We start from the raw sequence: 11,233 nt of genomic DNA, 5'->3' as shown, positions 1-11,233 counted from the left end.
CGGGGTGCAGCGTCTCAGCGTCCCAGGAAGGCGCCTTCGGCCTCCAGCCGCGATTGCAGCTGCCCGACGTCCACCTGCGCCGCCTCGCAGCCGGCCTGCAGCGCGAGGTGACAGGCGGTGCCCACCGCCTGGCCCATGACGAAGCAGGCGCCGGTCACGCGGGCGGCGGACTGCGCCTCGTGGCTCATGGAGGCGCAGCGGCCCGCCACCCAGAGGTTGTCCAGCGTGGGCGGCACGGTCATGCGGTAGGGCAGGTGGTTGAAGCCGCGGCTCTCCGGGATGGGCGGCCAGCGGAACTCCACGTCGCCCTTGAGGTGCAGCTCCAGCGGCCAGCCGTTGACGCCCACGGTGTCCTCGAAGCTGGCGCAGCCGAGCACGTCGGACTCGGTGAGCTGGTACAGGCCCTGCACCCGCCGCGTCTCGCGAATGCCCACCTGCGGCGCGATGTCGACGATGTAGCTGTTTTCGAAGCCGGGCACCTCCTTCAGGAAACCGGCGACGCTGGCGATCTGCCGCCGCCCGAGCACCTCGGCCTCGCTCAGTTCGAGCGGGTCGGTGCCGTCCATGGCATTGCCCTGCGCATTGGCGAGCTGGGTGAGGTTCACGCGCCACTCGATCCCGCTCTTTTGCGGCCGCACGATGGGCGTCTTGCGCGGAAACCGGTAGCGCCCCGCCGCCTCGGCCTGGAGCATGAGGCCGGGGATGGTCTGCCACGCCGGCCCGGCGCGCTGCGGGTCGATGCCATTGAGGCGGAACATGGTGGAGGGGTAGAGCATGTTGCCCTGCCCGTCGCCCTTCTCGAAGTGCGCGCCCGCCCAGGCGGCCAGGTCACCGTCGCCGGAGGCGTCCACGAAGGTGCGGCCCAGCACGGCCTGCCGGCCCGAGCGGGTCTCGACCAGCAGCGCCTTGACCCGCCGGGGCGAGTCCATCAGCACGCCGGCGGCCAGTGCGTGGAACAGCAGCTTCACGCCACTGGACAGGAGCAGATCGTCGGCGGCGATCTTGTAGGCGGCCGTGTCGTAGGCCTGGGCCACGGTCTTGCCGAAGAGGGCGTGCGGCTGGTTGAGGCCCCCGAGCCGGTCGATGCGGGCCAGCAACTCGTCGGCCACGCCGTGCACCACCTGTCGGATGTCGCCATGCACGTTGGCATGCAGGCCGCAGAAGTTGGTCACCCCGGCGGCCGTGCCCATGCCACCCAGGAAGCCATAGCGCTCCACCAGCAGCGTGGAGCGACCCGCGCGGGCCGCCGACACGGCGGCCGCCATGCCGGCCGGACCGCCGCCGAGCACCACGACATCGAATTCACCGAAGACCGGAATCTGCCGGCTCGGCTCCGTGAGGAAGGTCTGGGACATCGGGCGAGCTTAGCAAGGCTTCCGAGCAGCTGGCGGCGAGGGAAACAGGCGGTCGCACCGCGCGTCCTCCCGTCGCCTCTGGCTCCTCGTCCCCTAGCGCTTGAACAGCTCGTCGATCTCCTTCTGGCTGTCACTGGGCGGCGGCTCGGCAGGAGGCTGGGGGAACAGCTGGTCGAGACTCGGTCCCGGCGCGGGAGCCGCGGGTGCCGGCATCTGCAGCTGCTCCATCACTTCGCGATCACTGAGCTTCTTCTCCTTCGTGATATTGCCGGAGACGAGCTGCGGGAACGCGATGATGCTGGCGACCATGACGACCTGCAGCACGATGAAGGCGATGGAGCCCTTGTAGATCTGCGTGGTCGTCACCGCCGGGATGGTCCTGCCGGTGATGCGGTCGGCGTAGTCGTTGCGCGCGGCCACGCTGCGCAGGTAGAACAGCGCGAAGCCGAAGGGCGGCGTGAGGAAGGAGGTCTGCAGGTTCATGGCGATGATCACGCCGAACCACACCAGGTCGATGCCCATCTTCTCGGCCACCGGCGCCAGCAGCGGGATCACGATGAACGCGATCTCGAAGAAGTCGATGAACATCCCCAGCAGGAACACCAGCAGGTTCACGACGATCAGGAAGCCGATCTGCCCGCCGGGAATGCCGTCGAACAGGTGCTCCACCCAGATGTGGCCGTCGGCCGCGTTGAAGGTGAAGCTGAAGACGGTGGATCCCAGCAGGATGAACAGCACGAAGGTCGCCAGCCGCGTGGTGCTGTCCAGGGCCTGCGTGAGCTGCGTCCAGCCCAGGCGGCGCTTGCCCAGGGCGAGCACCAGGGCACCCACCGCACCCATGGCGCCGCCCTCGGTGGGCGTGGCCACGCCCAGGAAGATCGTGCCCAGCACCAGGAAGATGAGGATCAGCGGCGGCATCAGCACGAAGGTGACCTGCTCGGCCAGGCGCGAGAGCAGCCCCAGGCGGAAGACGCGGTTGACGATGGACAGTGCCAGCGCGGTGAGCGAGGCCACCGTCATGGACATGATCAGCACCTCGTCGCCGGCCGCCGCGGTCGCCCGCCCCAGCCAGGCCCGCATGATGCCGTCGTGGAAGACCGACCAGGTGTAGCCCACGACGGCCGCCAGCACCAGCAGGAACAGCAGCGAGACGTGGCCGGAGCTGCCGCCCGGCTCGCGGTAGATGCGCGCCTCGGCCGGCAGGGCCGGCACCGCGCGCGGCGCGAAGATCGCCGTCGCGACGACGAACAGGATGTACAGGCCCACCAGCATCAGCCCGGGGACCAGCGCGCCCTGGTACATGTCGCCCACCGAGCGGCCCAGCTGGTCGGCCAGCACGATCAGCACCAGCGAGGGCGGGATGGCCTGCGCCAGCGTGCCCGAGGCCGTGATGACGCCGGTGGCGATGGTGCGGCTGTAGCCGTAGCGCAGCATGATGGGCAGCGAGATCAGGCCCATGGAGATCACGGCCGCGGCGACCACGCCCGTCGTGGCCGCCAGCAGCGCGCCCACCAGCACGACGGCGATGGCCAGGCCGCCGCGCAGCGGGCCGAACACCTGGCCCACGGTCTCCAGCAGGTCCTCGGCCATCCCGGACTTCTCCAGCACGATGCCCATGAAGGTGAAGAAGGGGATGGCCAGCAGGGTGTCGTTCTGCATGATCCCGAAGATGCGCAGGGGCAGCGCCTGGAACAGCGTCGGCGGGAACAGGCCGAGCTCCATGCCGATGAAGCCGAAGCCCAGGCCCGTGGCCGCGAGCGCGAAGGCGACGGGGAAACCGGTGAGCAGGAAGGCGAGCAGCCCCGCGAACAGCAGGGGCACGAAGTTCTGGGTGATCAGTTCGACCATGGTCACTTGCTTTCGGCGGCGGCGCGGGGTTCGGCCTGGCCGGCCAGCTCGCGCGCGAGTTTTTCTTCTTCGGTTTCGTGGGTGGCCAGGGTGTCGGGGCCGGCGCCGCGCAGGAAGGCGATGCGCTTGATCAGCTCCGAGATGCCCTGCAGCAGCAGCAGCCCGAAGCCGACCGGGACCAACAGGTACACCGGCCAGCGGATCAGGCCGCCGGCGTTGTTGGACATCTCGCCCGAATTCAGCGCGTTCACGAACAGCGGCCAGCTCAGGTAGATGGAAATCAGGCAGAACGGCGCCAGCACGACCAGGATGCCGATCACGTCGATCCAGTTGCGCGTGCGCGGCGACAGGCGCGAGGCGATGAAGTCGATGCGCACGTGCGCGTTCTGCAGCAGCGCGTACCCGGCCGCCAGCATGAACACGCCGGCGAACAGGTACCACTGCACCTCCAGCAACGCGTTCGAGCTCATGTCGAAGGCCTTGCGCACGATGGCGTTGCCCGCGCTGATGAAGGTCGTGACCAGCACCAGCCACATGGCGGTCTTGCCGATCACGGTATTGATCCGGTCGATGAGGCCCGAGAGGGCGAGGAGCACAGGCATGGGTCGGGTCTCCGGCGAGTTAGATTCCGTCAAGTCGTTGTAAGTTGGAGCTGGCCGCGAAGTCTGCCCAGACGGCCCCGAGCCGGCTGAACGATTTCTGACTCGGGCGGGATTGTCCGCCAGACGGACCCTGCCACTTCTCCTGATCTCCCCCTATCCGTCGCGCCATGTCCACGCACCCGCCTGCCGCCATCGATTCGCCGGCCGTCCGCCACGCCGGCCGCGAACTGCTGTCGCTCGCCCTCATGGACGCGCGCAACCACACCCTGCAGCTGCTCGCCCGGCACGAAGCCGCGCGGGGCGATGGGGCGCCGCTTCCCCGCGAGAGCTGGCTGGAGCCGCCGGCCTGGATCGCCGGACGCATCGCCTGGCTGGCCGAACGCTGGATCGGGCGCAACCCGCGACGCGGGGAGGGCGCCCGCTGCACCGACGGCGGCGTGCGGCTCGCCTCCAGCCTGGACGGGGCCGACGCCCTGTTCGAGGCCGCGCCGCAGTCGCCCTGGGAGCTCGCCCTGCCCTCGATGGATGTCCTGCGTGCCTGGCTGCTCGAGACGCTGGAGGCCACGCTGGACGTGCTGGAGCGAACGCCCGAGGACGAGGCCGGGCTGCACTTCTTCCGCGCCGCGCTGTTCCACGAGGATGCCTGCGGCGAGCAGCTCGCCTTGTTGGCGCAGCAGCGCGGCATCTCCATGCCGCTCGCGCCGCCCGCCGCCGTGGCACCGCGCGAGCCGCTGTGGATTCCCGCCACGCGCTGGCGCCTGGGGCACGAGGGACACGGGTTTCGCCCCGATCTGGAGGGGCCGCCGCAGGACGAGGAGCGGGTGCCCGAGTTCGAGATCGACGCGCAGCCCGTGAGCTGGGCGCAATTCGTCGAGTTCGTGGACGAGGGCGGCTACGACCGGCCCGAGCTGTGGCAGCCCGAGGGCTGGCACTGGCTGGAGTCCGCCGGGCGGCGCGCGCCCGGCCACGTCGAGCAGATCGGCGTGGCGAGCGGCGCGGTGCTGCAGTCCTGGTTCGGCCGGCCCACGCGCATGGCGGGGGCCCAGCCCGCCGTCCACCTGAGCTGGTGGGAAGCGGATGCCTGGGCCCGCTGGGCCGGCCGCAGGCTCCCCTCCGAGCTGGAATGGGAGCTGGCGGCGCAGGTCGCCGCCACGCGCGGGTTCCGCTGGGGTGAGGTGCACGAATGGACGGCCAGCCTGCTGCGCCCCTGGCCGGGGCAGGTGCTGGAGGACTGGACAGTGGGAACTCCATTCGATCCCCGTCCCTTCTGGGGCCGAGCCCGGGCGCGGCGCGGCGCCAGCCTTGCGACCCGCGCGCGCATGAAGCATCCGAAGGCGCGGGGATTCGCATTGCCCGAGCGCGACGAGGCCTTCGTCGGCTTCCGCACGTGTGCGCAATGACCCGGTGGCAGGCGGTGTTCTCCAAGGGGCCGGGGCTCAAAGACAAAGCTCTCGACAAACAGCGAATTCACGAGCCCCGGCGGGCCCCAACCGTTCGGGCTGAGCCTGTCGAAGCCCATCGCTCGAACCCACTACGCGAGCCCTTCGACAGGCTCAGGGAGAACGGATGTGTTTGGCCGGGCATGTCATTCACCGCGGCCTTGGCCGCGGTGAATGACGCTCAGGGCGGACGGGCCCCTCCGTCAAGCCTTCAGCCCCTCCCCAGCAGCTTCCCCGCCAGCTCCTGGATCAATTCCATGGTCGCCTGCTGGGTGAGCGTGCTGGGTCGCTGCGGGCTCACGGCCATCGACAGGCGGCTTCGAAGGCGCGGACGGCCGATGGGCCGCATCTCGAAGGCCTGCGGCCGCGAGGACGACATCACCGCATTGCGCGTGAGCACGGCGCTGCCCGCCCCGTCGGCCACCAGCTCCAGGAGCGCCGCCACGGCGTCGATCTCGAAGGCGATGCGGGGACGCAGGCCCAGGTCGGCCAGCGCGGACTCGACCTGCATGCGGATGGCGTTGGGCCGGGTGGGAATGACCAGCGGCATCTCGGCCAGCTCCTTGAGCGCGAGCGGCCGGGCGCTCGCACGCTGGGCCCCCCGTGCCTGAACCAGATAAAGGTCTTCATCGACCAGCGCGCTGAGTTCCACGTCGGCCGCGGCAGCGGCGTTGTACACGAGAGCGATGTCCATGCGCCCGCTCGCGAGCGACTCGCGCATGCCGCTGGACAGGCCCTCCATGATGGACAGGCTGGCCTCCGGCATGCGGTCCCGGAAGGCGCGGATCAGGGGCACGGCCATGACCCGCGCGATGCTGGGCGGAAGCCCCACCGCCACGCGCCCGGTGAGGGCCCCCCGCGCGCGCCCCAGCTCCTCTCGGGCCCGCTCCACCTGGTGCAGGATGCCGCGGCCGTGCTCCAGCAGCAGCTTGCCGGCCTCGGTCGGAACGGCGCCCCGGCCGTTGCGCACGAGCAGGTTCTGCCGCAGCTCCACCTCCAGCATGCGCACCTGCCGGCTCAGGGCCGGCTGGGCCACGTCCAGCGCGATCGAGGCGCGGGTGAAGCTGCCCAGCTCGGCAACGCGGACGAAGTACTCGATCTGCTTGAGGTCCATCGATCGCCTGTGACTCTCGGAATATCGAGCCACCGATTATGCTGATACGGCATGACCGCCCCATAGCCTGAACGCAGGGGTGGACAGCTCGGCGACGGCCGATAGTGGCTCACCCGTCGAGCACGGACGTCGGTGCGCGGAATAGCACGTCGACCGTTATCCAACATTGGCATAGCTGCTAGTGGCCTCGTGGCCTTCCTGCACAGGGCCCCGGCGCGCCAGAATCCCCGGATGCCTTCCCCAAGCCCAGCCCCCCTGCGGGGCATCTCGTCCATGGCCACGCGCCTGCTGCAGGCCGAGCTGGCCTCGCTCTACCAGGAGCGCCGTGGCACGCCGGTGGAGACCCTGGCCATCGGCGGCGTCGATGCCGCCAAGCGCGTCGAGGCCGGCGAGCCCTTCGACTTCGTCGTGCTGGGTTCGGACGCCATCGACAAGCTCATCGCTGCCGGTGCCGTGGTCCCCGGCAGCCGGGTGGACCTGGTGCTGTCCAAGACCTACGTCGCCGTGCGCCAGGGCGCGCCGAAGCCCGACATCTCCAGCGAAGCCGCCGTGCGCGAGGCGGTGCTCGCGGCGAGCACGGTGGGCAACTCCACCGGGCCGAGCGGCGTGGCGCTGGCCCGCCTCTTCGAGCGCTGGGGTATTTCGGAGCAGATCAAGGACCGCGTGGTCACCGCACGCCCCGGCGTGCCGGTGGGCTCGCTGGTCGCGCAGGGCGAAGTCGAACTGGGCTTCCAGCAACTGTCCGAACTCATTCACGTCGAGGGAATCGACATCCTGGGCGAGCTGCCGCCGCAGATCGCCATCGACACCATCTTCTCGGGCGGCATCTGCACCGCCAGCACGCGGCCGGAGGAAGCGCGCGCGCTGCTGGCCTTCATGGCCTCGCCCGAAGCCGCGGCCGCCAAAAAGCGCCAGGGCATGTCGCCCGCGCCCTGACCTGAACGAAGACCCGAAGGAGCCCCGAATGATCATCGACTGCCACGGCCATTTCACCACCGCGCCCAAGGCCCTGGAAGCCTGGCGCAACCAGCAGATCGCCGGCATCAAGGACCCGTCCGCGATGCCCCGGGCCGCGGACCTGAAGATCAGCGACGACGAGCTGCGCGAGGCCATCGAGACCAACCAGCTCAAGCTGATGAAGGAGCGCGGCAGCGACCTGACGCTGTTCTCCCCGCGCGCGAGCTTCATGGCCCACCACATCGGCGACTTCAACGTGTCTTCGACCTGGGCGGCCATCTGCAACGAACTGGTGTACCGCGTCTCCACGCTGTTCCCGCAGCACTTCGTGCCCGTGGCCATGCTGCCGCAGTCGCCTGGCGTGGACCCCGCCACCTGCATCCCGGAGCTGGAGAAGTGCGTCAAGGAATACGGCGCGGTGGGCATCAACCTCAACCCGGACCCCTCCGGCGGCCACTGGACCAGCCCGCCGCTCACGGACCGCCACTGGTACCCCATCTACGAAAAGATGGTGGAGTACGACCTGCCGGCGATGATCCACGTCTCCACGAGCTGCAACGCCTGCTTCCATACCACCGGCGCGCACTACCTCAACGCCGACACCACCGCCTTCATGCAGTGCGTGCAGGGGGACCTGTTCAAGGACTTCCCCACGCTCAAGTTCCTGATCCCGCACGGCGGCGGCGCAGTGCCCTACCACTGGGGACGCTTCCGCGGCCTGGCGCAGGAGATGAAAAAGCCGCTCTTGTCCGAGCACGTGCTGAACAACATCTACTTCGACACCTGCGTGTACCACCAGCCGGGCATCGACCTGCTCAACACCGTCATCCCGGTCAAGAACGTGCTGTTCGCCTCCGAGATGATCGGCGCGGTGCGCGGGATCGATCCCACCACCGGCCACTACTACGACGACACCAAGCGCTACATCGAGGCCAGCAAGCTCCTGAGCCTGGAAGACCGTCACCAGATCTACGAAGCCAATGCCCGCCGCGTGTTCTCGCGGCTGGATGCCCGCCTGCAATCCCAAGGACTCTGACCATGTACGAACTCGGCGTCGTCTATCGCAACATCCAGCGCGCGGACCGCGCGGCCGCCGACGGGCTGGCGCGCTTCGGCTCGGCCACCGTCCACGAGGCCATGGGGCGCGTGGGTCTCATGAAGCCCTACATGCGGCCCATCTTCGCGGGCGCGCAGGTCTCGGGCACGGCCGTCACCGTGCTGCTGCATCCCGGCGACAACTGGATGATGCACGTGGTGGCCGAACAGATCCGCCCCGGTGACATCGTGGTGGCGGCGGTCACGGCCGAGAACACCGACGGCTTCTTCGGCGACCTGCTGGCGACCTCCTTCCAGGCGCGCGGCGCCCTGGCGCTGGTGATCGACGGCGGCGTGCGCGACGTCAAGACCCTCACCGAGATGAACTTCCCGGTGTGGAGCCGCGCCATCAGCAGCAAGGGCACCATCAAGGCCACGCTGGGCTCGGTGAACATCCCGGTGGTCTGCGCCGGCATGATCGTGAATCCCGGCGACGTGGTCGTGGCCGACGACGACGGGGTCGTGGTGGTGCCCGCCGCCAGCGCCCAGAAGGTGCTGGACGCCGCCGCCGCGCGCGAAGCCAACGAAGGCGAAAAGCGCGCCAAGCTCGCCTCCGGCGTGCTGGGCCTGGACATGTACAAGATGCGCGAGCCGCTGGAAAAAGCCGGCCTGCGCTATATCGACTGAAAGGCGGGCCCCTCATGTCCAAACCCACTTCGGGCGATTTCACCAAGACCGCCGGCTGGCTCGACTGGTACGCCGGCCCCAGCAAGCCGCGCTTCCAGCTGCCGCCCGGCAGCGTCGATGCGCACTGCCACGTCTTCGGCCCCGGCGGCACCTTCCCCTACGCGCCCGAGCGCAAGTACACGCCCTGCGACGCCAGCGCCGAGCAGCTCTTCGCGCTGCGCGACCACCTGGGCTTCGAGCGCAACGTGATCGTGCAGGCCACCTGCCACGGCGCGGACAACCGCGCGCTGGTCGATGCGCTGCACAAGGCCCAGGGCAAGGCCCGCGGCGTGGCCACGGTCAAGCGGGGCGTCAGCGACGAGGAACTGCAGGCCCTGCACGCGGCCGGCGTGCGCGGCGTGCGCTTCAACTTCGTCAAGCGCCTGGTGGACTTCACGCCCCGGGACGAGCTGATGGAGATCGCCTCGCGCATCGCGCCGCTGGGTTGGCACGTGGTGATCTACTTCGAGGCCGTGGACCTGCCCGAGCTGTGGGAATTCTTCACCCGCCTGCCGACCACGGTGGTGGTGGACCACATGGGCCGCCCCGACGTGAGCAAGCCGGTGGACGGCCCCGAGTTCGAGCTGTTCATGAAGTTCATGCGCGAGCACGACAACGTGTGGAGCAAGGTGAGCTGCCCGGAGCGCCTGAGCGTGAGCGGCCCGCCCGCCCTGAACGGCGAGGACAACCCCTACCGCGACGTGGTGCCCTTCGCCAGGAAGATCGTCGAGACCTTCCCCGACCGCGTACTCTGGGGCACCGACTGGCCGCACCCCAACCTCAAGGACCACATGCCCGACGACGGCCTGCTGGTGGACTTCATTCCGCATATCGCACCCACCGCACAGCTGCAACAAAAACTGCTGGTGGACAATCCGATGCGTCTCTATTGGAGTTGAGCGATGCCCCTGGACAAACCCTACCTGGACGTGCCCGGCACGACCATCTTCGACGCAGAGCAGAGCCGGCAGGGCTACTGGCTCAATCAGTTCTGCATGTCGCTCATGAAGGCCGAGAACCGCGAGCGCTTCAAGGCCGACGAGCGCGCCTACCTCGACCAGTGGGCCATGACCGAGGATCAGAAGCAGGCCGTGCTCGCGCGGGACCTGAACCGCTGCATCCAGCTGGGCGGCAACATCTACTTCCTCGCCAAGATCGGCGCCACCGACGGCAAGAGCTTCCAGCAGATGGCCGGCAGCATGACCGGGTTGAGCGAGGAGGAATACCGCAACATGATGATCCAGGGCGGCCGCTCGCCGGATGGCAACCGCCGGATCGGGGAGAAGAAGTAATGGCGCATATCCAGGCCAGTGTGTACACCTCCCATGTGCCCGCCATCGGCGCGGCCTTGGACCTGGGCAAGACCGGCGAGGCCTACTGGCAGCCGCTGTTCGCCGGCTACGAGTTCTCCAAGAAGTGGATCCAGGAGAACCCGCCCGACGTGATCTTCCTGGTCTACAACGACCACGCCACGGCCTTCAGCCTGGACTTCATCCCGACCTTCGCGATCGGAACGGCCGCCGAGTTCGTGCCGGCCGATGAAGGCTGGGGGCCGCGCCCGGTGCCCATGGTCAAGGGCCATCCGGAGCTGGCCGCGCACATCGCGCAGTCGGTGATCCAGCAGGACTTCGACCTCACCATCGTCAACAAGATGGACGTGGACCACGGCCTCACCGTGCCCCTGTCGCTGATGTACGGCCAGCCCCAGGCCTGGCCGGCGCCGGTGATCCCCTTTGCCGTCAACGTGGTGCAGTACCCCGTGCCCTCGGGCCTGCGTTGCCTGAACCTGGGCAAGGCGATCCGCAAGGCCGTGGAGAGCTTCGACCAGGACCTGAAGGTGCAGATCTGGGGCACGGGCGGCATGAGCCACCAGCTGCAGGGCCCGCGCGCCGGCCTCATCAACAAGGAATTCGACAACGCCTTCCTGGACCGGCTGGTGTCGGACCCCGAGGGCCTGGCCCGCGTGCCGCACATCGACTACGTGCGCGAGGCCGGCTCCGAAGGCATCGAGCTGGTGATGTGGCTCATCGCGCGCGGCGCCATGGGCGACCTGGCCGGCGGCCCCGCGCCGCGCCTGAAGCACCGCTTCTACCACGTGCCCGCCTCGAACACGGCGGTGGGCCACATGATCCTCGAAGAAGGCTGACGCCAAGGACA

At 69.1% G+C, this 11,233-nt stretch carries 11 protein-coding genes; 7 read left to right on the top strand and 4 right to left on the bottom strand.

Going from position 1 to position 11,233, the window contains the following annotated elements:
• Nucleotides 1-14 precede the first annotated feature (14 nt).
• The 3 genes from EZ242_RS19385 to EZ242_RS19375 all read right to left on the bottom strand — a co-directional run bounded on the left by EZ242_RS19385 (nucleotide 15) and on the right by EZ242_RS19375 (nucleotide 3,805).
• The gene (locus EZ242_RS19385) at nucleotides 15-1,355 is read right to left on the bottom strand and encodes an FAD-dependent oxidoreductase (RefSeq protein WP_135286851.1); all 1,341 of its coding nucleotides are present in this window, start codon (nucleotides 1,353-1,355) and stop codon (nucleotides 15-17) included.
• Nucleotides 1,356-1,448: 93 nt separating this feature from the next.
• Nucleotides 1,449-3,203, bottom strand: a complete 1,755-nt coding sequence (locus EZ242_RS19380; protein WP_135286850.1) for a TRAP transporter large permease — start codon at nucleotides 3,201-3,203, stop codon at nucleotides 1,449-1,451.
• 2 nt (nucleotides 3,204-3,205) lie between these two features.
• Complete coding sequence (locus tag EZ242_RS19375) at nucleotides 3,206-3,805, bottom strand: TRAP transporter small permease subunit (RefSeq protein WP_135286849.1); 600 nt, start codon at nucleotides 3,803-3,805, stop codon at nucleotides 3,206-3,208.
• 167 nt (nucleotides 3,806-3,972) lie between these two features.
• Here EZ242_RS19375 and EZ242_RS19370 point away from each other — a divergent pair, with 167 nt between their 5' ends.
• Complete coding sequence (locus tag EZ242_RS19370; RefSeq protein ID WP_135286848.1) at nucleotides 3,973-5,205, top strand: SUMF1/EgtB/PvdO family nonheme iron enzyme; 1,233 nt, start codon at nucleotides 3,973-3,975, stop codon at nucleotides 5,203-5,205.
• Nucleotides 5,206-5,455: 250 nt separating this feature from the next.
• On the opposite strand, the gene EZ242_RS19365 is transcribed toward EZ242_RS19370, so the two are convergent.
• Nucleotides 5,456-6,358, bottom strand: coding sequence for a LysR substrate-binding domain-containing protein (locus EZ242_RS19365; protein WP_135286847.1), 903 nt, complete (start codon nucleotides 6,356-6,358; stop codon nucleotides 5,456-5,458).
• Between the two features lie 231 nt (nucleotides 6,359-6,589).
• Here EZ242_RS19365 and EZ242_RS19360 point away from each other — a divergent pair, with 231 nt between their 5' ends.
• From EZ242_RS19360 to EZ242_RS19335, 6 genes are read left to right on the top strand one after another with little or no spacing between them, the layout of a single operon-like run.
• Entirely contained in the window at nucleotides 6,590-7,294 is a 705-nt protein-coding gene (locus EZ242_RS19360) for a substrate-binding domain-containing protein (RefSeq protein WP_240787168.1), read from the top strand.
• Between the two features lie 28 nt (nucleotides 7,295-7,322).
• Entirely contained in the window at nucleotides 7,323-8,351 is a 1,029-nt protein-coding gene (locus EZ242_RS19355; protein WP_135286846.1) for an amidohydrolase family protein, read from the top strand.
• Nucleotides 8,352-8,353: 2 nt separating this feature from the next.
• A complete protein-coding gene (gene ligK, locus EZ242_RS19350; RefSeq protein ID WP_135286845.1) occupies nucleotides 8,354-9,037 on the top strand; it encodes a 4-carboxy-4-hydroxy-2-oxoadipate aldolase/oxaloacetate decarboxylase in 684 nt (227 codons plus the stop codon).
• A 14-nt stretch (nucleotides 9,038-9,051) separates the two neighbouring features.
• The gene (locus tag EZ242_RS19345; protein WP_135286844.1) at nucleotides 9,052-9,975 is read left to right on the top strand and encodes an amidohydrolase family protein; all 924 of its coding nucleotides are present in this window, start codon (nucleotides 9,052-9,054) and stop codon (nucleotides 9,973-9,975) included.
• Nucleotides 9,976-9,978: 3 nt separating this feature from the next.
• A complete protein-coding gene (gene ligA / locus EZ242_RS19340) occupies nucleotides 9,979-10,368 on the top strand; it encodes a protocatechuate 4,5-dioxygenase subunit alpha (RefSeq protein ID WP_135286843.1) in 390 nt (129 codons plus the stop codon).
• Nucleotides 10,368-11,222, top strand: coding sequence for a class III extradiol dioxygenase subunit beta (locus EZ242_RS19335; protein ID WP_135286842.1), 855 nt, complete (start codon nucleotides 10,368-10,370; stop codon nucleotides 11,220-11,222). Before ligA ends, EZ242_RS19335 begins: the two co-directional genes overlap by 1 nt.
• Nucleotides 11,223-11,233: the final 11 nt, after the last annotated feature.

Origin of the sequence: Ramlibacter rhizophilus (assembly GCF_004681965.1) — a bacterium.
Lineage (GTDB): Bacteria > Pseudomonadota > Gammaproteobacteria > Burkholderiales > Burkholderiaceae_C > Ramlibacter > Ramlibacter rhizophilus.
Note: the sequence above shows the minus strand (reverse complement) of the source record. Positions and strands in the feature narration are given on the sequence as shown.

What these genes read in the sequence shown, in the direction of transcription:
- EZ242_RS19360 (WP_240787168.1), top strand. Translation starts at nt 6,590, where the DNA reads ATGCCTTCCCCAAGCCCAGCCCCCCTGCGGGGCATCTCGTCCATGGCC.
- EZ242_RS19355 (WP_135286846.1), top strand. Translation starts at nt 7,323, where the DNA reads ATGATCATCGACTGCCACGGCCATTTCACCACCGCGCCCAAGGCCCTG.
- EZ242_RS19345 (WP_135286844.1), top strand. Translation starts at nt 9,052, where the DNA reads ATGTCCAAACCCACTTCGGGCGATTTCACCAAGACCGCCGGCTGGCTC.
- EZ242_RS19370 (WP_135286848.1), top strand. Translation starts at nt 3,973, where the DNA reads ATGTCCACGCACCCGCCTGCCGCCATCGATTCGCCGGCCGTCCGCCAC.
- EZ242_RS19375 (WP_135286849.1), bottom strand. Translation starts at nt 3,805, where the DNA reads ATGCCTGTGCTCCTCGCCCTCTCGGGCCTCATCGACCGGATCAATACC.
- EZ242_RS19335 (WP_135286842.1), top strand. Translation starts at nt 10,368, where the DNA reads ATGGCGCATATCCAGGCCAGTGTGTACACCTCCCATGTGCCCGCCATC.
- EZ242_RS19385 (WP_135286851.1), bottom strand. Translation starts at nt 1,355, where the DNA reads ATGTCCCAGACCTTCCTCACGGAGCCGAGCCGGCAGATTCCGGTCTTC.
- EZ242_RS19380 (WP_135286850.1), bottom strand. Translation starts at nt 3,203, where the DNA reads ATGGTCGAACTGATCACCCAGAACTTCGTGCCCCTGCTGTTCGCGGGG.
- ligK (WP_135286845.1), top strand. Translation starts at nt 8,354, where the DNA reads ATGTACGAACTCGGCGTCGTCTATCGCAACATCCAGCGCGCGGACCGC.
- EZ242_RS19365 (WP_135286847.1), bottom strand. Translation starts at nt 6,358, where the DNA reads ATGGACCTCAAGCAGATCGAGTACTTCGTCCGCGTTGCCGAGCTGGGC.
- ligA (WP_135286843.1), top strand. Translation starts at nt 9,979, where the DNA reads ATGCCCCTGGACAAACCCTACCTGGACGTGCCCGGCACGACCATCTTC.